Below are 19,426 nucleotides of genomic sequence, written 5' to 3' on the forward strand. Positions count from 1 at the left end.
TGCCCGGGCCTCAGAACGCGGTGGCCAGCCACGCGGCGACGGCGGCGAGGAGGATCAGCACGAGGTTCAGGCCGGTGTCCTTCGCCTCCCCGCGCGACAGGTGAAGCCCGGCCGCGAGTATCTGCAGCACCACGAAGCCGACCGCGGCCAGGATCGCCAGAACCGGTGCGATCCCGGTCGCCGGCGGCAGGATCAGCCCGGCCGCGCCGAGCACCTCCACCACGCCGACAGCCCGTACGGCGGGCATCGGGACGGTGTCGACCCACCCCATCATCGGCGCGAGCCGCTCCCGACTCTGGGCGATCTTCTTCCCGCCGGCGTAGAGGTAGAAGACACCCAGCAGCCCGGCGATGATCCAGTACGCGACGGTCATGGCGTCACCCTCCAATGGTTACCTCTTGTAAGGAGGGCCATGGTGGGTCACTGTCGGAGGGCTTACAAAAGGCACACCCGTGTGTGTGACCGTCACCAGGAGCGCGATGTCGGAGTACGAGAAGACCTGCCTGATCCGCGGCGACGGCGGCCGCGCCATCCGAGGCGTCCTCGACCGCATCGGGGACAAGTGGACGCTCCTGGTGGTCGCGACCCTCCACGGCGAACGCATGCGCTTCACCGAACTGCTCCACCGCATCCCCGGCATCTCCCAGCGGATGCTCACCCTGACCCTGCGCCACCTGGAACGCGACGGCCTGGTGGGGCGTACGGCCTACGCCGAGGTGCCACCCCGGGTCGAGTACGAACTCACCTCTGTGGGCCGCACGCTGATCGAGCCCGCCGTGACCCTGGCCGAGTGGGCCATCGAGCACAACCCCGACATCGAACGCAGCCACCAGGACTACGACACCCGCGGCGGCTGACCTCCCCCGGCCACGCCGCCGGGGACGGTGCATAGAATCCGGTCCCATGCCGAACCCTGACGAGCTGATCGTTGACATCGCCGCCCTTGTGGAGTCCGGGCGGAGCAGTCACATGTCCCTGACCGTGGTCACCGGTGGTGCCGTCATCACCGGTCGACTGGCTCCCGAAGCCATGTGGAGGCAGCGGGTGTCGGAGGTGCTGACGGACTCCTCCGACCTGGGCGAGTTCTCCGCCGTCTTCGCCACCCCCGTGAAGAAGGACGGGCCGCCCACGCATCTGCACTTCCACGTCGCCCGGATCCTTCAGGGCACGGTGGGGATCCCGGAGACGGGCGGGATGTACCGCGTCGCGATCGAGGACGTCAGCGCCTGGACCGTGGGCGACTTCAGCTACTCCGACCACTGACACGCGGAACGGCCCCGGACGAGGAGTCCGGGGCCGTTCCTCGTGAGCCCGGTGGTGCTGGATGGGATGCCTGGCCATCCCGCGGCTATGGGCCCGTCGAACGAGGCTGCGTCTTCGGGATCCGTGAGGTGAAGAACATCGCGAGGAGCGCGGCGAAGGCCAGGATGGCCAGTGCGGCGCGCAGACCGTCGATCCTGGCCTCGTCGTTCGCGTCGAGTGCCGCCTCGGTCACCTTGTTGCTCGTGCCCGCGTCGTCGAGCGCGGACTCGAGCTGGGCGTCCGACAGGAACGGTACGCCGCTTTCGAGTTCGACGGTCGCCTGGCTCTTGACCTCGGAGGGGATCGCCGGATTCTGCTCCACGCTGGTGAGGAAGGACGTCGTCATCGCGGCGATCATGATCGACCCGGCGAGTGCCGTACCGATCGAGGCGCCGAGGTTGGTGACGGCGTTCTGCACGCCGCCGACCTCTGCGCTCTGTGCTTCCGGCACCGCGGACACGGTGACCGCCCCGAGCTGGGACGCCAGTGCGCCCATGCCGAGCCCGATCAACAGCAGGGGGATGGTGACGATTTCCGCGCCGGCGTCCGCGTCGAGTGCGGCCATCAGGGCCACCGCGCCCGCGAGCAACGCGAGAGTCCCGAGCCGCACCACCCGCCGCGGTGAGACGTCCGGGAGGTAGCGGGGGATCAGGATGGCGGCCGCCAGCAGCGTCACCGAGAGCGGCAGGATGCGGGCGCCGGTCTTGAGCGCGGACAGGCCAAGGGCGACGGACAGATAGAGCGGTACGACGAAGAAGACGCCCATCTGGACGAGGTACTGGAAGAAGAACATCGTCAGTCCGCCGGTGAGCTGCTTGTTGTGCAGCATGGCCGGGTCTACGAGTGGCTCCGTGTGCCGCTTCACCATGCGGGCCTCCCAGCGGAGGAAGAGCCAGACCAGGAGCAGACCGGCCAGCATCAGCCAGACGACCAGCGAGACCCCGAGCCACGAGGGCGCGTCGGGCTTCGGCTGGAACCAGCCCCATTCGTCCGAGCGCAGTACGCCGTAGACGAAGATCCCGAGCCCGAGCGCGGACAGCACGGTGCCGACGAGGTCGATGCGAGGGCGTTCGCCGATCGGTGCGTCAGTGATGCGGCCGGCGAGCACCAGGATGCCGAGCACCATCACGACCTCCCCGGCGAAGACCCACCGCCAGGAGAAGTACGTCGTCGCAACACCCCCGACGAGCGGCCCGACCGCGATGGCCACGGCCCCTGCGGCCGCGACGAGACCGTAGGCGGCAGGACGGCGTTCAGTGGCGAAGTTGCTCGCCACGAGCGCCACGATCGCGGGCAGGATGAGTGCCGCACCGATCCCCTCGAGGAACGACCAGCCGAGCAGCAGCACCGGCAGGTTCGGCGCGAGCGCCGTGGTGAGTGAACCGCAGCCGTAGATGACGCAGCCGATCATGAACGCGCGTCTGCGGCCGATCAGCGCCCCTGCTTTGCCGCCTGGGATCATGAACATCGCCATGACCAGGGTGTAGGCCGTGATGGCGCCTTGCACACCCGTCACCGTCGTGCCCACGTCTTCGGCCACCGTGGCGATCGAGACGTTCATGACCGAACTGTCGAGTGCCATGAGGAACTGACCGGCGGCGAGTGCCGACAGGACGATGCGTGCCGTTGCCGAACTCTCACTCGTGCCTGCCCTGGGTGCCATGCGCGCATCGTCCCAGCCGCCCCGAAGGGCGATCCGCGACCCGCCCCGGGGGTCGACCGGTTGGCGGACCGAGGTCAGCTCAGTCACCTTGGGTGGGAGTCGTCGCGGTGCGAGAAGGGCGAGAGGGACAGCGTCCACGAATGCGCGGTCGAGCGGTTGCCGGACCGGCCTGCGCGCCAGGGTGACCCCGCACGGTTCGCCGTGTCCGACCTCGGCCGTGCGGATATTGATGCCGGTGGGCGTCCGGTCTCAGCCCTGGGCCTCGATCTGGGCATCGGCGACGGCGATGGCGATGCCGAGTGCCGTGGCGATGTTGCCTGCTGCCGTCATGACGCGGGCGGTGCCCACGATGGGTGCGACGGCTACCAGAACGTCCTGCAGCTTTTCGGCGGTCAGTCCGGCCTTGAGGGCGGGGTCGATATGGGCCGCGTAGGAGATCGGCGGGGCGTCCGAGGCGGCGAGTGCCGCGATGCGCGTGAGTATGAGCATGTCCGGGGCCAGCCCGCATCGTTCGATCGAGTCGACCGTCATGGCGGCGAGGGTGTCCAGGACAGGGGTGTCGGATGTAGTGGACATGTCGCATGCCCTCCTGGTGAGTTTCGAGCCCGAGGGAGATATGAGGCGGAAGGAAAGGAGTTCCGCGGTAGGTGTGGGCCTTCCTTCAACCGTAGAACCCATCGGGGCCTCGCGCATGGCGCGGTCATGGTTCGTGCCATGGCCGCAGGCGTGCCGATCCCGCGGATCCTGGCCGGGGAGCAGCCGCATGTGTGAGCTAGTACGAAAGCCCTCCCGTCCGACGGACGGAAGGGCCTCTGACCAGATGCTTCTCTGTGCCCCCGGCAGGATTCGAACCTGCGACACCGGCTTTAGGAGAGCCGTGCTCTATCCCCTGAGCTACGAAGGCGGGGCTTGTGCGAAACCTTGGGCGGAACTCGGTGTACGGGTCGCGGCAGGTTCCTCGGTCAAGCCCTGAGCGACCGGGAGCAGACCGCTGAGGCGAAGAGGCGAGCAGAGCCCGCGTCGCACGCCGCAGCGCCCGCCAGGGCGCTCGATCCACACGATACCGGATCGGCGCTCGCACGGATGGTGCCGAGGGTGCCCTCGGCACTGGGCAGGCACCTGCAGTCGCGGTCGGCGCGCATGATGAGTGAGTAAGCACTGGGCGTCTACGGCAGAGCAATGACTGTCCGGGCAACGGGTATCACCCCTGACATGGCACTCATCCTGGTGACCGGCGCAGCCGGTGGGCTCGGGCGCGACACGGCGGACGCCTTGGCCGACGACGGGCACGACGTCGTCGTCCACGTCCGGAGCCCGGCCCGGCTCGGCGGCGCGGAGGACACCGGCCGGTGGAAGGGCGTCATCACGGGGGACCTCTCCGATCTCGACGAGATCCGCGACGTCGCCCGGCAGGCGGGCGCGTTCGGCCGCTTCGACACCGTCATCCACAACGCCGGCACCATGAACACCCGTGACGCGGGCACGGTCAACACGGTCGCGCCCTATGTGCTGACGGCCCTGATGGCCAAGCCGGCCAGGCTCGTCCACCTCAGCAGCTCCATGCACCGCACCGGCTCCACCGATCTGCGACGGCTGGCCGCAGGTTCCGCGTCCTACGACGACAGCAAGCTGTGGGTCACCACCCTCGCGCTCGCCGTCGCGTCCCGGTGGGAAGGGACCACGAGCCACGCGGTCGACCCCGGGTGGGTGCCCACACGGATGGGCGGCGCCGGCGCACCGGACGATCTGACCGAAGGGCACCGGACACAGGTCTGGCTCGCCACGCACGACGACGTGACGCCGAGCACCGGCGGCTACTGGTTCCACCGGCAGACGCAGACACCGCACCCGGCGGCCCGGGACGAAGAGTTCCAGGCGCGCCTCATCCGGTTCCTGGAGAGGCACACAGGCGTTCCGCTCGACTGACGCGAGCCGGCAGCGGTGTGCACAGCACAAAATGGATAGGGCAGTCCGATTGCTAGGGTGGCCGACATGACCCCTGGCGCACAGCATCCCGACGGCCCCGCCGCTCAGCCGCTGCGCAGTGACGCCGAGCGCAACCGGGAGCGGATCATCGCCGCCGCCCGCACGGTGTTCGCGCGCGACGGCCTGAACGCCTCCATGGCCTCCGTGGCCCGCGAGGCGGGCGTGGGGATCGCGACGATGTTCCGCCGCTTCCCCACGAAGGAGGAACTGGTCGACGCCGTCTTCTCCGACCGCATGGGTGCCTATGTCGACGTGGTCACCGCCGCCCTGGACGACCCCGACCCGTGGAACGGGTTCGTGGGGTACATCGAGACCGCCTGCGCGATGCAGGCCGCCGACAACGGCTTCGCCGACGTCCTGACCATGACCTTCCCGACCGCCAAGGTCCTGGAGGAGCGCCGCAACCGGGCGTACGAGGGCATGCTGGTCCTCATCGACCGCGCCAAGGCCACCGGCCGCCTGCGCGAGGACTTCGACCCCTCGGACCTGGTGCTGATCCACATGGCCAACGCCGGCGTCGTCAACGCCACCGGCGACGCCGCCCCGGACGCCTGGCGACGCGTCGTCGCCCTGATCATCCAGTCCCTCGAGGCCCCGGCGCGCGGCCCCCTGCCCGCCTCACCCGGGCACGAACCCCTCTACAAGGCCATGCTCCGCGCCGGCCAGGGCACCTCCGCACCGCCCTCGGGCAAGAGCGGCTGACCTCGGGGGCGTCAGAGGAGGGGGACCCGGGTGAAGTGGCTCGCCGCGCGGAGTTCGGTCTCCACGCGGGTCGCCGTGAGACGCAGTTCCGGGAGGATCTCCGCCACGCACTCCTCGGCCGTGCGGCCCGCCGCGTGCAGGGCCACGTTCACGGCGGCGACCACCCGGCCCGTACGGTCGCGGACAGGGACCGCGATGGTACGAAGGCCGTCCTCCCAGTTCTCGTCGAGCAGGGCGTAGCCCTGGGTGCGGACGCGGTCGAGGTCGGCGGGGCCCTCCCTGTCGGCCAGCAGGACCCGGCCCAGGGAGGTCGCCGAGGCCGGCAGGCGGGTGCCGGTCCTGATGTCCACGCCCATGATCCGGGGGGACACGGCCCTCGCCGTGTACTGGATCTCCGCCCCCTCGCCCGATCCCGGCGGCACCAGGACCGCCAGTGCCGTCGACTCCCGCACCCGTGCCGAGAGGTCGGCCAGGTGCGGGGCCGCGATGCGCGGGAGGGTCGTACGGGAGAGGGGCGGGAAGCCCAGGGACAGGACCCGGGGGGTCAGGCCGAAGGTCCGGGACTCCGGCTGCTGGCGGACCAGCCCCAGGTGTTCGTAGGTGATCAGGGCCCGGCGGGCCGTCGCCCTGGCCAGGCCGGTCGCCCGTGCCACGTCCGTCAGGGTCAGCGCGGCCCTGCCCTCGCCGAACGCCGTCAGGACCGTCAGGCCGCGGGCGAGGGACTCGATGAACTCCCGGCCCAGTTCGTTCTTGGCCGCGCCGATCCAGGAGGCCGATCCCGAGGGGGGCGGGCCGGGGTCCGGGTCCGGGGCGGACGCCAGTTCGCGTTCCATCTCCGCCACCGTCGCCCGCAGCCGCGGCAAGAGGGTCTCGCGCAGGTCCGTCGCGGTGTGGCGGCTGGTGTGGCTCACGACGTTCGCCACGCAGGCGATCCGGGCCGTGCGCGGGTCCCGTACGGGGACGGAGACCGCCACCAGCCCCGGCTCGATCAGCTGGTCGTCCAGCGCCCAGCCGTCCCTTCCCGCCTGCGCCGCCTTCGCCTCGAACTCCCCCTGCCCGGCGGGGAGTTCCCGAGGCGGTACGGCGGGAAAGCCCCGGTCCTCCGGGTCCGCGGCCCGGCGTTCGCGCCAGGCCCGCCAGTCGGCGTCGGTCCACTCGGATGCGAACAGGGGCCCAGGGGCGGTGCGTTCGGCGGGGAGCAGGTCACCGATGCGGAAGCTCAGGGACATCGCGCGGCGGCGGGTGGCCTGGTGGATGAAGCGGATGCCGTCGCGGTCGGCGACGGCCAGCGACACCGACTCGTCCAGTTCGTCGGCGAGGGCGTCGGCCCGCCCGGACAGCAGAGCGGGCAGGCGCAGGGCGGCGAGATAGGCGTTGCCGAGTTCCATCAGCCGGGGGGTGATCACCGCGTCCCGGCCGTCCAGGCGGACGTATCCCATGCGGGCCAGCGTGGAGGTGATGCGGTCGACCGTGGAACGCGCGAGGCCCGTCGCCCGCTCCAGACCGCTCGGGCTCAGCGTCCCGCCCGCCTCGGTCAGCTCCCGCAGCACCCCGACCCCCCGGATCAGCGGCGCGACCGCCTCGGCCGGCACTGCGGACTCCGGCACCGGCAGGGATGTGGTCGTGTCAGCGGGCATCGGTTCTCCGGTACGGCGGTCGCGGGACGCCTACGGTAATCCGAACGCCGGTCACGGCACGCCCACGGCCACCCGGCTCGGCACCTTCGCCCCGCGCCTACTCCCGCGTGACCCGCACCCGGTAGTCGCCGTCCCCGTCCTCCCCCACCACCCGCACCCGGACCCCCTGGCCCGGATCCCGGAACTCCTCGCCGACCGCGAACGACGCGTCCGAGAGTTCCGCGTGGACGTTGGGGCTCCGCGTGCACCCCCCGCTGTTGCGCCGCGAGTCGTACACCCGCACCGGGCCCCGCCCGGTGTCCACGTCCGCGTCGACCTTGTAGACGAGGACCCCCGGCCGGCACACCGTCTCGTCGTTGCCCTCGCGGGTGCGGAGTTCGACCGCGTAGCCGGTGCGGCTGCCCAGGGGAAGGAAGAGGAGTTTGGTGCCGAGTCCGGGCCGGGCCAGCGGGGTCAGGGTGTACTCCGAAGTGCCGTGCGCGGTCACGCAGTTGACCTGCGTCGCGGCCAGCCAGCCCAGCTTCCACTTGTGCCAGCCGAGGAGGTCGTTGTTGGCGCCCCAGTCCTCGCTCATGATGTCCCAGTGGCCGACCGCGCCCCCGCCCGCCTGGGTGTAGAGGTCGGGCAGGCCGAATACATGGCCGTTCTCGTGGGGCAGGACCCGGTAGCCGGTCCGCGCGTAGGAGCCGGAGCCGTCGTCCTGGCGGGAGTAGACGAAGGAGGCGTTGGCGACCGGGACACCGTCGGCGACCGGGGCGTCGATGTTGCCCGCGAAGCTCACCGACAGGACCGTGTCGAGGGCGGAGGGACCGGCGTTGGGGGTCACCAGCACGTTCAGGAAGTCGTAGGAGCGGAAGTCCACCTGGGGATCGGCGGCGGCCACGAGGTCCTGGACCAGTCGGCGGTAGCCCGGGTCGAAGGGGGCGCCGCGCTCTATGCCGTAGGCCTGGAACGACTTCGGCATGCGCAGCCAGTCGGTGATCGGGGCCTCGGGACGGTAGTCGAGACGGCCGTAGGAACTGGTGCGGAACCAGTCCTGGGTCTGCGGGAAGAACTCCCGGAACCGGTCGAGCGCGGCCCCGGAGCCGGGTGCGTCGGAGAAGTCGATCATCAGGGTGAGGGCGTGGACGGTGCCGGTGGAGCGGGAGTAGCCGCCGGGTGTGGGCAGGCCCTCGGACATCTGGACGGCCGGGCCGCCGCTGATCAGACAGGCGCCGTGGGCGTCGGAGCGGGTCACGGCGATCGGACCGGCGGTCGTGGTATCCGGAGCGAGGCGCTCGGTGCCGGCCGAGGTGCTGACCGCGAGGGTCAGCGCGGTCACGAACACGAGGGCGGCGGCACGGCGCGGGCGTATGCGACGACTGGTCCACGGCATGCGGGCACCCTTCGGAGCGCGGCAGCCGCTGGTCACAAGGCTGCACCTTTTCGATCACCCTCTGCCGGGGGAGGGGCCGACGCGCGCTGGAGGAGACCGAACGTGGGTACCGCCAGACCTGTGACTCAGGTCACAACATGTTTTCTCCTCAACCCGAAATAACCGGGGAGCGTCTCCCCGTTTAGACGTGTGTCCGAGCGAAACGGGGACCGAATCCCCGGATCGCAAAACCAGACCCCGAGGGGAGAGCACCGTGACCGCCACGACGACCGCGCAGCGCAAGGCGCCCCGGCCCCGCGCCGACGCCCTGCGCAACCGCGAGCGGATCGTCACCGCCGCCAGCGAGATGTTCACCGAGTTCGGCCCCGACGTGCCGCTCGACGAGATCGCCCGCCGGGCCGGCGTGGGCAACGCCACGGTGTACCGCAACTTCCCCGACCGCGACGCGCTCGTCCGTGAGGTCGTCTGCTCCGTCCTGGACCGGACGGCGGAGGCGGCCGAGCTCGCGCTCGCGGCGACCGGGGACGCCTTCGGCGCGCTGGAGCGCTTCGTGCACACCGCCGCCGACGAGCGGATCACCGCACTGTGCCCGATGGTCCAGGGCACCTTCGACCAGTACCACCCCGACCTGGTGGCCGCACGGGTACGCATCGAGCAGCTCGTCGAGCAGCTCATGGACCGGGCCAGGGCGGCCGGTCAGCTGCGCGGCGACGTGAGCGTCGGTGACCTGATGGTCGCCGTGGCCCAGCTGTCCCGGCCCCCGGCCGGCACCGGCTGCCTCACCCTCGACGGGTTCGTGCACCGCACTCTTCAGCTGTTCCTGGACGGACTGCGGGCCCCGGCCCGGTCCCATCTGCCGGGTGCGGCGCTGACCATGGAGGACCTCCGCCAGGCCTGATCCGACGAGAACCGATTAGTTCAGAGCGCGAGAACAGTCACTTACCACGACTTTCGACCGGCCGTCACCGAAGACGGACCGTCCCCTCAAGACATCTTTTTTCCGTCCCGAAGTACCGGAGTGGGTACCCCCATGTCTGAAACAGCCGCAAAGGCTCCCGGCGCACCGGCCACGTCCGGTGACGCCAACCGCTGGAAAGCGCTCGTCTTCATCGCGCTCGCCCAGCTGATGGTCGTCCTCGACGCGACCATCGTGAACATCGCCCTGCCGTCCGCCCAGACCGACCTGGGCATCTCCGACGGCAACCGTCAGTGGGTCGTCACGGCCTACGCCCTCGCCTTCGGCGGTCTCCTGCTCTTCGGTGGCCGCATAGCCGACCTGTGGGGCCGCAAGAACGCCTTCGTGGTCGGCCTGATCGGCTTCGCGCTGGCCTCCGCACTGGGCGGCGCGGCCACCAGCGGCGCCATGATGTTCGGCGCCCGTGCCCTCCAGGGCGTCTTCGGCGCGCTGCTCGCGCCCGCCGCGCTCTCCCTGCTCGCCGTGATGTTCACGGACGCCAAGGAGCGCGCCAAGGCCTTCGGCATCTACGGCGCGATCGCCGGTGGTGGCGGTGCCGTGGGCTTCATCCTCGGCGGTGTGCTGACCGAGTACCTGGACTGGCGCTGGACCTTCTTCGTGAACATCCCGTTCGCGATCGTGGCCGCGCTCGGCGCGTACTTCGTCATCCGTGAGCCCGAGGGCAGCCGCAACCGCAACCCGCTCGACATCCCGGGCGTCCTGCTGTCCACCCTGGGCCTGGTCGCGCTGGTCTACGGCTTCACCCGCGCCGAGTCCAACGGCTGGGGCGACTCCCTGACCGTGGGCATGTTCGTCGCCTCCGCGGTCCTGCTGATCGCGTTCGTCGTCACCGAGGCCCGTACCAAGGCCCCGCTGCTGCCGCTGCGCGTCATCACCGACCGCAACCGCGGCGGGATCTACCTCTCGCTCGGTATCGCGATCATCGCGATGTTCGGCACCTTCCTGTTCCTCACCTACTACCTCCAGATCGTGAAGGGCTTCACGCCGATCAAGACCGGCTTCGCCTTCATGCCGATGATCGTCGGCATGATGGTCGGCTCGACCCAGATCGGCGCCCGTCTGATGACCCGCGTCCCGGCGCGGCTGCTGATGGGCCCCGGCTTCCTGGTCGCCGCGGTCGGCATGCTCCTCATGACCCAGCTGGAGATCGGTTCGTCGTACGCCTCGATCATCCTGCCGGCGATGCTGCTGCTCGGTCTCGGCATGGGTACGGCGTTCATGCCGGCCATGTCCCTGGCCACCCTGGGCGTCGAGCCCCGGGACGCCGGTGTCGCCTCCGCGATGGTCAACACCTCGCAGCAGGTGGGCGGTGCGATCGGTACGGCCCTGCTGAACACGATCGCCGCGTCGGCCACGACCTCCTACATCGCCGACCACATCGGCTCCGCGACCTCCAGGTCGCAGCAGCAGCTGGTGACGCTGGAGGGCCAGGTGCACGGCTACACCAACGCGATCTGGTTCGCCGTCGGCATGCTGGTGCTCGCCGCGGTGATCGTCGTGACCCTCGTCAACGCCGGCCGCACGGACACGGCCACCGTGGCCGGGTCCGGAGAGGGCGCCGAGGAGGAGCTGGCGATCCCGGTCGTCGCCCACTGACGGCGGCCGGCCGGTCGTACCCCTTCGAGAACCACGTACGTACGGGGAAGGGGACGCCCCGTACGTACGACCCCAGGAACTGCCCTGGTCCTGCTGAGTGAGCGGCTCAGCGGAGCCAGGGCAGATCCGCGCCCGCCTCGTTCGGCTGGAGTCCCTCGGCGACGATCTGCATGATCTCGCCGAGGGACTTCTGCTGTTCCGGGGTGAGCCGGTCGAAGACGGCGTTGCGTACGGCCCGCACATGGCCGGGAGCGGCGCCCTGCAGCATCTTCAGGCCCGGGTCCGTGAGCACCGCGAACTGGCCGCGCTTGTCGTCCGGGCAGTCCTCCCGGCGCACCCAGCCGTTGCGCTCCAGACGGGCGATCGCGTGGGAGAGGCGGGACCGGGTGATCTTCGCCTTCATGGCCAGCTCGGTCATCCGCAGCCGCCGGTGCGGGGCCTCGGCCAGCCCCACGAGCAGCCCGTAGTAGATGTGCGGCATGCCGGCGTCCCGCTGGAGCTGGCGGTCGAGGTGATCCTCGAGGAGGGTCGTGGCGTGCACATAGGAACGCCAGATGCGCTGCTCTTCGTCGTCGAGCCACTGGGGCTCCTCGTCGGGGACGGATGCCGTGTTCATGTATCCCACTCTACGAGCTCTCTCCTTGAAGCTTAAACAAATGAGGCGTACAGTCATATCAAGAAGCTTTAAATTTGAAGCACCACCCGCAACGGAAGTACCGGAGGAGTCCCCGCCATGTCCGCCGACACGCTGGAGCGCATGCCCGCCCTCTATCTGAGTCACGGCGCGCCGCCGCTCGCCGACGACCCGATCTGGCCCGGCGAGCTCGCCGCGTGGTCCGCGGACCTGCCCCGCCCCAAGGCGATCCTCATGGTCTCCGCCCACTGGGAGGAGGCCCCCCTCGCCCTCGGCGCGGTACGGACCGTCCCGCTCGTCTACGACTTCTGGGGCTTCCCCGAGCACTACTACCAGGTGACGTACGGCGCCCCCGGCGCCCCCGAACTCGCCGAGTCCGTACGCAAGTTGCTGCGCGCCCCCGGCATCCCCGTGCAGGACATCCCGGACCGCGGACTGGACCACGGCGCGTACGTCCCCCTCGTCGAGATGTTCCCCGAGGCCGACATCCCCGTCCTGCAGATCTCCATGCCGACCCTCGACCCGGTCAGGCTCATGGAGATCGGCCGCAAGCTCGCCCCGCTGCGCGACGAGGGCGTCCTGATCGTCGGTTCCGGCTTCTTCACCCACAACCTCGCCGCCCTGCGTCACGTCGGCTCCGGAGTGCCCACCTGGTCCTCGGAGTTCGACGACTGGGGCAGGCGGGCGCTGGAGACGCGGGACGTGGACTCCCTGCTGGACTTCCTCAACAAGGCTCCGGCCGGGCGCTACGCCCATCCGCGCACCGAGCACTTCGCGCCGCTGTTCGTGACGATGGGCGCGGCGGACGTGAGCGGCGAGCTGGACGCGCAGAAGTCCGTCATCGACGGGTTCTGGTTCGGGATGGCGAAGCGGTCGGTGCAGTTCGGCTGACGTCCTCTCGCGGGGTCTGGAGGGCCTTTTCGTACCAGGCCACGTCCCAGTAGCGGCCGAATTTCCTGCCCACTTCCCGGTAGGTGCCGACGTGCCGGAAGCCGAAGCGTTCATGCAGCCGCGTGGACGCTTCGTTGGGTTGTGCGATGCCCGCGTAGGCGCGATGCAGGTCCTCGTCGGCCAGGGCCTCGAAGAGGGCCTTGTAGAGGAGGGTGCCGATGCCCCGGCCGCCCGCGTCCGGGGCGAGGTAGACGGTGACCTCCACGGAGGTCGCGTACGCGGGCTTGGCACGGAAGGGGCTGGATGTGGCGTACCCGAGGATCCGCTGTGAGGTTCCTGTCGGGTCCGTGTCGGTGGCAACCTTCAGGCGGTACGGGCCGTCTTCAGGGTGGGAGAGCAGCCAAGGGCGGCGCTCTTCCGGAGCGAAGACGACGGTGTCGAATGTGATGGGCGTCTCACGAACGTAGTGGTTGTAGATGTCGGTGAGGGCCTTGAGGTCGCTTTCGGCTCCCGGCCTGACCTGCACCTCTGTAGGTTGCGACGACATCACGCCTCCTCGTGTGGCCGGACAGGGTACTGCAAGATCAGAAAAATAGCGGCACGCCTTGGGAATTCTGTCCGGTTTCCAGTCGTTGTTTCCATCGGATGCAGGGCACCCGAGGAGAGTCCGGAAGCAACCGGAGCCGGGACCCAGCGTCCGAAGGACCACCCGCTGACCCAAACATCGCAAGGGAGCACGCATGGCAACCCGTGCCGTCGCCCGTCGTAAGTCCGCCACCGGCGGGTCGACCGACGCGGCGCGCAGTGTTCGCGTCCATGGCGGCGAGATCGCCGACCGCGACCTGGTCGGCATGTACCTCGACGAGATCGCGCGTACGCCGCTGCTCGACGCCGCCAAGGAAGTCGAGCTGTCCCAGATCATCGAGGCGGGTGTGTTCGCCCGACAGGTCCTCGACGGGTACGAGGAAGCCAAGGCGGACGCCACCCGCGAGGAGCTGGAGGCCCTGGTGGAGGAGGGTGAGCGCGCCAAGGACGTGTTCATCCGTTCCAACCTCCGCCTGGTCGTGGCCGTGGCCCGCCGCTACCCCCGCAGCGGTCTGCCCCTGCTCGACCTGATCCAGGAGGGCAACGCCGGCCTGGTGCGCGCGGTCGAGAAGTTCGACTACCGCAAGGGCTTCAAGTTCTCGACGTACGCGACCTGGTGGATCCGTCAGGCCATCACCCGCTCCATCGCCGACCAGTCCCGCACCATCCGGCTGCCCGTCCACCTCGTGGAGGAACTGGGCCGCATCCGCCGTGTGCAGCGCGAGTTCAACCGCGAGCACGGCCGCGACCCGGAGCCCGCGGAGATCGCCGCGGAGCTCGGTTCCAACGCGGAGCGCGTGATCGACGTCCTGGACTGGGCCCGCGACCCGGTCTCGCTGAACATGTCGGTGGACGACGACGGCGACACCCAGTTCGGTGACCTGCTGGAGGACACCTCGGCGGTCTCGCCGGAGCAGTCGGTGCTGACGTTGCTGCGCAGCGAGGAACTGGACGACCTCATCGGCCGCCTCGACCAGCGCACCGCTTCCATCATCAAGATGCGGTACGGCATCGATGACGGGCGCGAGCGCACGCTGACCGAGGTCGGCAAGGAGCACGGGCTCACCCGCGAGCGGATCCGGCAGATCGAGAAGCACGCCCTGCTGGAGCTGAAGAAGCTGGCGCGGGACACCGGGTTCGACGCGGCGGCGTAGGCGGGTCTGCCCGCGTACGCCGGGTGGCGAAAGACCGCGTAAACATGGCTGTACTAGGCCGCTTCAACCTGGCGGACCCTGGGAACAAGACTTCAGGGTCCAGGTGTTCGGGTCCCGGAGGTCACCCCTCCGGAGCCTTCGGACCCTCCTGAACCAAGTCCCGACGCAATCCCCCCCCGGCGCCGGGACTCTCCCCGAGCCGGACTTCGGCGCCCCTCCCCCCGGGCGCCGGGGTCCGGCTCTTTTTGCGCCCCCGCAAAACCGAACGGTGGGTCACCCCGTACCTGAACCACGGGGTGACCCACCGGACGGCAGATTCTGTCACATCGGCATGGTGCGCCGGTTGTGAGCAGGTCCGTCGTGGTGCGAGAGGGTGAGGATCGGTCCGTTCGTGGTGCGGGTGACTGCAGCACCCTAGGCGCCCGGCTCAAGCCCCGCGCACGCGACCCGCCCGGACCAACCGTTCACCCAACTCCCGTACCGCAGAGACCAGTTCCGCCGGTTCCTCCACACGGAACTCCACCCCCGTCATCGCCAACCGCACCGCCATCCACTCCACCGCGTCCCCCACAGTCGCCCGCAACCGGCACCGCCCCTCCCCGAGAGGCTCCGGCACCCCCATCCACGCCGGCAGCCGGGCCCCCACCACCGTCACATCCGCCTCGAACGTCACGGCGATCTCGTACGTCTCCTGACGGCGGTACATCGACTGCCGCAGGTACTCCGCCGCACTCCCCGTCGGCAACTCCCGCGGTGCGAACCGCGCCCCCGTGGCGAAGGGATCGTTCACCCGGTCGACCCGGAAGGTCCGCCAGTCGCCGCGGTCGAGGTCGTAGGCGACGAGGTACCACCGTCGCCCGGTGGAGACCAGACGGTACGGCTCCACGACGCGTCGGGACTCCGCCCCGTCCTTCGCCCGGTAGGCGAACCGCAGCCGCTCGTGCCCGGCCACCGTGGACGCCATCACCGTCAGGGTCTCGGTCGCGATGCTCGCCCCGTCCCCGCTGGTCAGCGGAGTCGTCGCGGCCTGGAGGGTGGACACGCGGTGCCGCAGGCGGGACGGCAGGACCTGTTCCAGTTTCGCCAGCGCCCGTACGGACGCCTCGTCCATCCCCTCGACCGCGTGCCCCGCCCCCGCCCGCAGCCCGACCGCGATGGCCACCGCCTCCTCGTCGTCGAGGACGAGCGGGGGCATGGCCTTGCCCGCGACGAGCCGGTAGCCGCCGTCGGAGCCCTTCGTCGCCTGGACGGGATAGCCCAGCTCGCGGAGGCGGTCGATGTCCCGTCGGACCGTGCGGCGGGAGACCCCGAGGCGGTCGGCGAGCTCACCGCCGGGCCATTCACGGGGCGTCTGGAGGAGGGAGAGGAGCGTCAGGAGCCGTGCCGGGGTGTCCGTCGTCATGAGTTCGAGGATGCCGTAGAACTAGGACATGATCTGACCTAATGGGGTCGTAGTTTCAAGGCATGACCTCCACCGGGACCACCCTTTCGGGCACCCTCGACGCGCCTCCCGCCACGGGCGACCGGCGTCGCTGGTTCGCCCTCGCCATCGTGATGACCGCGGCCTTCATGGACCTCGTCGACGTCACCATCGTCAACATCGCCATCCCGTCCATCCGGCAGGACGCCGGTGCCTCCGTCAGCCAGATCCAGTGGATCACCGCCGGCTATGCCCTCGCCTTCGCCGCGGGACTGATCACGGGCGGGCGGCTCGGTGACATCCACGGGCGCAAGCGGCTGTTCCTCGTCGGCATCGGCGGGTTCACGCTCGCGTCGGCGCTGTGCGGGTTCGCCGCGAACCCGGAGATGCTGGTCGCGGCCCGGATCCTGCAGGGCGGCATGGCGGCGATGATGGTGCCGCAGGTCCTGTCGATCGTGCACGCGACCTTTCCGGCGCACGAGCGGGGGAAGGTGTTCGGACTCTTCGGCGCGATCGTGGGGCTCGGGGCCGTCTCCGGTCCACTGCTCGGCGCGCTGCTGACCGAATGGAACCTGTTCGGGCTCGAGTGGCGGCCGATCTTCCTCATCAACCTGCCGGTCGGGATCGTCGGGCTCGTGCTCGGCAGCCGTTTCATCACCGAGTCCAAGGCTCCGCGGGCACTGAAGCTGGACCTGGTGGGCGTCGGACTCGTGGTGGTGGGGTTGTTGCTGCTGCTCTACCCGCTGACCCGCGGCGAGGAACTGGGCTGGCCGCTGTGGGGGTACGTGTCGATGGCCGCCGCGCCCCTCGTCTTCGCCGCGCTGGTGGCGTACGAGAAGCGGAAGGGCGCCCGGGACGGGTCGCCGCTGGTCGAGCTGTCGCTGTTCAAGGTGAAGAGCTTCGCGGCCGGCATCGCGGTGCAGACCGTGTTCGGGGTCGGGCTCGGCATCTTCTTCCTGGTGTGGACGCTGTACATGCAGACCGGGCTGGGCTGGAGCCCGCTGCGTGCGGGGCTGACGGGGGTGCCGTTCTCGATCGCCGTCTCCGTGGCGGCGGGTCTGTCGGTGCAGAAGCTCGTCCCGCGCTTCGGGCGCAACGTGCTCCAGGCCGGTGCGCTGCTGATGGCGGTGGGTGTGCTGCTCTACCTCTGGGAGGCCGAGCGGTACGGCATGGCGATCAGCTCATGGCAGATGGCGTTGCCGCTGGTCGTGATGGGTGTCGGCATGGGTCTGATCGTCGCGCCGCTGACGGACGCGGTGCTCTCGGAGGTGCCGCGCGAGCACGCCGGTTCGGCGTCGGGGCTCATCAACACCGTGCAGCAGATGGGCAACGCGCTCGGACTCGGGCTGGTGTCCGTGGTGTTCTTCGGCGTCATCGGCGACGACCTGCGACCCGTTCAGGTGGGCCCGGCCTTCGTGGACGCCTTCCAGCACGCGCTCGGATGGGTCGCGGCGGTGATGGGCGTGATCTTCCTGCTGATGTTCGCGCTGCCGAAGCGGCCCGCGCAGCACGTGGAGGGGGCCGACGCCGGGGCGGAGCTTGACGTGGTGGAGGAGAAGGCGCCCGAGCTCGTGTAGGGGTCGCTCGGTGTGGGGCCCGGTACCTGTCGTCAGGTGCCGGGCCCTTCTGACGTCGTCTTCCGTCCCGCGCGGACAGAACCGGAAGTCCGTTCATGCCCGGATCGTGCCCGAACCTGTTTACTTTCCAGAAATGTAGGCGTAGCCTCCGTCTGAAACCACACGTTCGGGCATGGATCGGAGGCGAACGGACATGTACGCACCGGAGCGTCAGCAGGAGATCCTCCGGCTCGCTCGTGACGGCGGGCGGGTCGACGTCGTCTCACTGGCCGAGGAGTTCCAGGTCACGGCCGAGACGATCCGCCGGGACCTGAAGGCCCTCGACCGTGCGGGGCTGCTGCGCCGGGTGCACGGCGGGGCCATTCCGGCAGGGCGCCTCGACTTCGAGCCGGACCTCGCCGAGCGCGAGACCACCGCGGCCGACGAGAAGGACCACATCGCCAAGGCGGCCCTCGCGGAACTGCCGACCGAGGGCACCCTGATCCTCGACGCCGGTACGACCGTCGCCCGCCTGGCCGCCGCCGTCCCGCTGGAGGCCTCGCTCACCGTCGTCACCCACAGCCTGCCGATCGCGGCCCGCCTCGCGGACCACCCCGGCATCCAGCTCCACCTCGTCGGGGGGCGCGTACGGCACCGTACGCGCGCCGCGGTCGACGCGTGGGCGCTGCGGGCGTACGGCGAGATCCGGGCCGATGTCCTCTTCGTGGCGGCCAACGGCTTCTCCGCCGATCACGGTCTCACCACCCCCGACCTCGCCGAGGCCGCGGTCAAGCGCGCGGCGATCGCCGCCGCCCGCCGGGTGGTCCTGCTCGCCGACTCGGCCAAGCACGGCCAGGAGCACTTCGCCCGCTTCGGCGACCTGAGCGATGTGGACCTGCTGATCACCGACAGCGGGCTGAGCCCCGAGGACGCCGCCGTGATCGAGCGCGGCGGCACGGAAGTAGTGCGCGCATGATCCTCACCGTCACCCCGAACCCGTCCCTGGACCGTACGTACGAGGTCCCGTCCCTGGAGCGCGGCGAGGTCATCCGCGCCACCGGTGAACGCATGGACCCCGGCGGCAAGGGCGTCAACGTCTCACGCGCCGTCACGGCCGCCGGGCAGCGCACGGTCGCCGTCCTGCCCCTGGGTGGAGCGCCGGGGGCGCTCGTCGCCGACCTGCTCGACGCGCAGGGCATCGAGGTCGCGCCGGTGCCGGTCGCGGGCGCCACCCGCTCGAACATCGCGCTCGCCGAGTCGGACGGGGTGCTCACGAAGATCAACGCGCCGGGTCCGGAGTTGTCCGCCGCCGAGCAGGAGCTCTTGCTGGAGACCGTGCGCGAGCAGTCGCGCGACGCCTCGTGGATCGCGTGCTGTGGAAGCCTGCCCCGGGGGCTCGCGCCGTCGTGGTACGCCGAGGTGGTCGCACGGGCGCACGCCGGTGGTGCGCGGATCGCGCTGGACACCTCGGGACGCGCGCTCCTTGAGGCGCTGCGCGAACGGCCCGACGTCGTGAAGCCGAACGCCGAGGAGCTCGCGGAGGCCGTCGGGCGCCCCCTCGCCACGGTGGGCGACGCCGTGAAGGCGGCCGAGGAACTGCGGGAGATGGGCGCGCGCGCCGTGCTCGCCAGCCTGGGCGCCGACGGGCAGCTGCTCGTGGACGGCTCGGGCGCCTGGTTCGGCAGCGCGCACGTGGAGGTCGTACGCAGCAATGTCGGCGCCGGCGACTCGTCGCTGGCCGGCTTCCTGATCGCAGGCGGCAGCGGCCCCGAGGCCCTCGCCTCCGCGGTCGCGCACGGGGCGGCGGCCGTCCAGCTGCCCGGCAGCGAGATGCCGACGCCGGACGACCTGGACCCGGCCGCGGTGACGGTCACGGCCGAGGTGCCGATGGACCGCGTGCTGAAGGAGCCGGTGTCGTGACCCGCCCGATGCTTTCCACCACGGTGGTG

At 70.4% G+C, this 19,426-nt stretch carries 19 protein-coding genes and 1 tRNA gene; 11 read left to right on the plus strand and 9 right to left on the minus strand.

All coding sequences use genetic code 11. The features are described 5' to 3' along the window. Positions 1-10: 10 nt before the first annotated feature. On the minus strand, positions 11-373 hold the full coding sequence (locus tag M2157_RS27160) for a DoxX family protein (protein ID WP_280858246.1): 363 nt from the start codon (positions 371-373) through the stop codon (positions 11-13). An 85-nt stretch (positions 374-458) separates the two neighbouring features. Between M2157_RS27160 and M2157_RS27165 the strand changes: the two genes are divergently transcribed. Both M2157_RS27165 and M2157_RS27170 read left to right on the plus strand, forming a co-directional pair. Beyond that, positions 459-857: a helix-turn-helix domain-containing protein gene (locus M2157_RS27165; protein ID WP_348541808.1), complete on the plus strand. Its 399-nt coding sequence runs from the start codon at positions 459-461 to the stop codon at positions 855-857. A gap of 46 nt (positions 858-903) precedes the next feature. After that, positions 904-1,263 carry a hypothetical protein gene (locus tag M2157_RS27170; protein ID WP_059206563.1) on the plus strand — a complete coding sequence of 120 codons (360 nt, stop codon included), beginning with the start codon at positions 904-906 and terminating at the stop codon, positions 1,261-1,263. A gap of 85 nt (positions 1,264-1,348) precedes the next feature. Here M2157_RS27170 and M2157_RS27175 read toward each other — a convergent pair whose 3' ends face one another. The 3 genes from M2157_RS27175 to M2157_RS27185 all read right to left on the minus strand — a co-directional run bounded on the left by M2157_RS27175 (position 1,349) and on the right by M2157_RS27185 (position 3,869). Next, the gene (locus tag M2157_RS27175) at positions 1,349-2,965 is read right to left on the minus strand and encodes an MFS transporter (RefSeq protein WP_280858244.1); all 1,617 of its coding nucleotides are present in this window, start codon (positions 2,963-2,965) and stop codon (positions 1,349-1,351) included. A gap of 249 nt (positions 2,966-3,214) precedes the next feature. After that, the gene (locus M2157_RS27180) at positions 3,215-3,541 is read right to left on the minus strand and encodes a carboxymuconolactone decarboxylase family protein (protein ID WP_280858242.1); all 327 of its coding nucleotides are present in this window, start codon (positions 3,539-3,541) and stop codon (positions 3,215-3,217) included. 255 nt (positions 3,542-3,796) lie between these two features. Next, positions 3,797-3,869: transfer RNA gene (locus M2157_RS27185), tRNA-Arg, on the minus strand. Between the two features lie 308 nt (positions 3,870-4,177). On the opposite strand from M2157_RS27185, the gene M2157_RS27190 reads away from it, so the two are divergent. Both M2157_RS27190 and M2157_RS27195 read left to right on the plus strand, forming a co-directional pair. Then, on the plus strand, positions 4,178-4,891 hold the full coding sequence (locus tag M2157_RS27190; protein ID WP_280866426.1) for an SDR family NAD(P)-dependent oxidoreductase: 714 nt from the start codon (positions 4,178-4,180) through the stop codon (positions 4,889-4,891). A 66-nt stretch (positions 4,892-4,957) separates the two neighbouring features. Then, positions 4,958-5,653 (plus strand): TetR/AcrR family transcriptional regulator, encoded by a 696-nt coding sequence (locus tag M2157_RS27195; protein ID WP_280866427.1) that lies wholly within the window; start codon positions 4,958-4,960, stop codon positions 5,651-5,653. Between the two features lie 11 nt (positions 5,654-5,664). On the opposite strand, the gene M2157_RS27200 is transcribed toward M2157_RS27195, so the two are convergent. Beyond that, on the minus strand, positions 5,665-7,290 hold the full coding sequence (locus M2157_RS27200; RefSeq protein ID WP_280866428.1) for an IclR family transcriptional regulator C-terminal domain-containing protein: 1,626 nt from the start codon (positions 7,288-7,290) through the stop codon (positions 5,665-5,667). A 97-nt stretch (positions 7,291-7,387) separates the two neighbouring features. Next, entirely contained in the window at positions 7,388-8,665 is a 1,278-nt protein-coding gene (locus M2157_RS27205) for a M6 family metalloprotease domain-containing protein (RefSeq protein ID WP_280858237.1), read from the minus strand. A 253-nt stretch (positions 8,666-8,918) separates the two neighbouring features. Between M2157_RS27205 and M2157_RS27210 the strand changes: the two genes are divergently transcribed. Together M2157_RS27210 and M2157_RS27215 are read left to right on the plus strand one after the other, a co-directional pair. Continuing rightward, positions 8,919-9,563 (plus strand): TetR/AcrR family transcriptional regulator, encoded by a 645-nt coding sequence (locus M2157_RS27210; RefSeq protein WP_280858236.1) that lies wholly within the window; start codon positions 8,919-8,921, stop codon positions 9,561-9,563. A 132-nt stretch (positions 9,564-9,695) separates the two neighbouring features. Next, positions 9,696-11,237: an MFS transporter gene (locus tag M2157_RS27215; RefSeq protein ID WP_280858235.1), complete on the plus strand. Its 1,542-nt coding sequence runs from the start codon at positions 9,696-9,698 to the stop codon at positions 11,235-11,237. Positions 11,238-11,343: 106 nt separating this feature from the next. Here M2157_RS27215 and M2157_RS27220 read toward each other — a convergent pair whose 3' ends face one another. After that, entirely contained in the window at positions 11,344-11,853 is a 510-nt protein-coding gene (locus M2157_RS27220; protein ID WP_280858234.1) for a MarR family transcriptional regulator, read from the minus strand. Between the two features lie 117 nt (positions 11,854-11,970). On the opposite strand from M2157_RS27220, the gene M2157_RS27225 reads away from it, so the two are divergent. After that, a complete protein-coding gene (locus M2157_RS27225) occupies positions 11,971-12,762 on the plus strand; it encodes a class III extradiol ring-cleavage dioxygenase (protein WP_280858233.1) in 792 nt (263 codons plus the stop codon). On the opposite strand, the gene M2157_RS27230 is transcribed toward M2157_RS27225, so the two are convergent. Beyond that, positions 12,710-13,309: an N-acetyltransferase family protein gene (locus tag M2157_RS27230; RefSeq protein ID WP_280866429.1), complete on the minus strand. Its 600-nt coding sequence runs from the start codon at positions 13,307-13,309 to the stop codon at positions 12,710-12,712. The genes M2157_RS27225 and M2157_RS27230 overlap by 53 nt on opposite strands. 193 nt (positions 13,310-13,502) lie before the next feature. On the opposite strand from M2157_RS27230, the gene M2157_RS27235 reads away from it, so the two are divergent. Continuing rightward, positions 13,503-14,501, plus strand: a complete 999-nt coding sequence (locus tag M2157_RS27235; protein ID WP_280866430.1) for a sigma-70 family RNA polymerase sigma factor — start codon at positions 13,503-13,505, stop codon at positions 14,499-14,501. A gap of 427 nt (positions 14,502-14,928) precedes the next feature. On the opposite strand, the gene M2157_RS27240 is transcribed toward M2157_RS27235, so the two are convergent. After that, positions 14,929-15,903 (minus strand): YafY family protein, encoded by a 975-nt coding sequence (locus M2157_RS27240; protein ID WP_280858230.1) that lies wholly within the window; start codon positions 15,901-15,903, stop codon positions 14,929-14,931. Positions 15,904-15,965: 62 nt separating this feature from the next. Between M2157_RS27240 and M2157_RS27245 the strand changes: the two genes are divergently transcribed. The 3 genes from M2157_RS27245 (at position 15,966) to pfkB (ending at position 19,397) form a co-directional block, all read left to right on the plus strand. After that, positions 15,966-17,498 (plus strand): MFS transporter, encoded by a 1,533-nt coding sequence (locus M2157_RS27245; RefSeq protein WP_280866431.1) that lies wholly within the window; start codon positions 15,966-15,968, stop codon positions 17,496-17,498. A gap of 193 nt (positions 17,499-17,691) precedes the next feature. After that, positions 17,692-18,453: a DeoR/GlpR family DNA-binding transcription regulator gene (locus M2157_RS27250; protein ID WP_266563544.1), complete on the plus strand. Its 762-nt coding sequence runs from the start codon at positions 17,692-17,694 to the stop codon at positions 18,451-18,453. After that, the gene (gene pfkB / locus M2157_RS27255; RefSeq protein ID WP_280858228.1) at positions 18,450-19,397 is read left to right on the plus strand and encodes a 1-phosphofructokinase; all 948 of its coding nucleotides are present in this window, start codon (positions 18,450-18,452) and stop codon (positions 19,395-19,397) included. The genes M2157_RS27250 and pfkB overlap by 4 nt, the downstream gene beginning before the upstream one ends. The last annotated feature ends 29 nt before the right edge of the window (positions 19,398-19,426 follow it).

It is taken from the genome of Streptomyces sp. SAI-127 (assembly GCF_029894425.1).
Taxonomy (GTDB): Bacteria; Actinomycetota; Actinomycetes; order Streptomycetales; family Streptomycetaceae; genus Streptomyces.

Bases quoted from the DNA above. Each gene is read 5' to 3' on its own strand.
- M2157_RS27160 (WP_280858246.1), bottom strand. From the start codon at position 373: ATGACCGTCGCGTACTGGATCATCGCCGGGCTGCTGGGTGTCTTCTAC.
- M2157_RS27170 (WP_059206563.1), top strand. From the start codon at position 904: ATGCCGAACCCTGACGAGCTGATCGTTGACATCGCCGCCCTTGTGGAG.
- M2157_RS27175 (WP_280858244.1), bottom strand. From the start codon at position 2,965: ATGGCACCCAGGGCAGGCACGAGTGAGAGTTCGGCAACGGCACGCATC.
- M2157_RS27180 (WP_280858242.1), bottom strand. From the start codon at position 3,541: ATGTCCACTACATCCGACACCCCTGTCCTGGACACCCTCGCCGCCATG.
- M2157_RS27190 (WP_280866426.1), top strand. From the start codon at position 4,178: ATGGCACTCATCCTGGTGACCGGCGCAGCCGGTGGGCTCGGGCGCGAC.
- M2157_RS27195 (WP_280866427.1), top strand. From the start codon at position 4,958: ATGACCCCTGGCGCACAGCATCCCGACGGCCCCGCCGCTCAGCCGCTG.
- M2157_RS27200 (WP_280866428.1), bottom strand. From the start codon at position 7,290: ATGCCCGCTGACACGACCACATCCCTGCCGGTGCCGGAGTCCGCAGTG.
- M2157_RS27205 (WP_280858237.1), bottom strand. From the start codon at position 8,665: ATGCCGTGGACCAGTCGTCGCATACGCCCGCGCCGTGCCGCCGCCCTC.
- M2157_RS27215 (WP_280858235.1), top strand. From the start codon at position 9,696: ATGTCTGAAACAGCCGCAAAGGCTCCCGGCGCACCGGCCACGTCCGGT.
- M2157_RS27220 (WP_280858234.1), bottom strand. From the start codon at position 11,853: ATGAACACGGCATCCGTCCCCGACGAGGAGCCCCAGTGGCTCGACGAC.
- M2157_RS27225 (WP_280858233.1), top strand. From the start codon at position 11,971: ATGTCCGCCGACACGCTGGAGCGCATGCCCGCCCTCTATCTGAGTCAC.
- M2157_RS27230 (WP_280866429.1), bottom strand. From the start codon at position 13,309: ATGTCGTCGCAACCTACAGAGGTGCAGGTCAGGCCGGGAGCCGAAAGC.
- M2157_RS27235 (WP_280866430.1), top strand. From the start codon at position 13,503: ATGGCAACCCGTGCCGTCGCCCGTCGTAAGTCCGCCACCGGCGGGTCG.
- M2157_RS27240 (WP_280858230.1), bottom strand. From the start codon at position 15,903: ATGACGACGGACACCCCGGCACGGCTCCTGACGCTCCTCTCCCTCCTC.
- M2157_RS27245 (WP_280866431.1), top strand. From the start codon at position 15,966: ATGACCTCCACCGGGACCACCCTTTCGGGCACCCTCGACGCGCCTCCC.
- M2157_RS27250 (WP_266563544.1), top strand. From the start codon at position 17,692: ATGTACGCACCGGAGCGTCAGCAGGAGATCCTCCGGCTCGCTCGTGAC.
- pfkB (WP_280858228.1), top strand. From the start codon at position 18,450: ATGATCCTCACCGTCACCCCGAACCCGTCCCTGGACCGTACGTACGAG.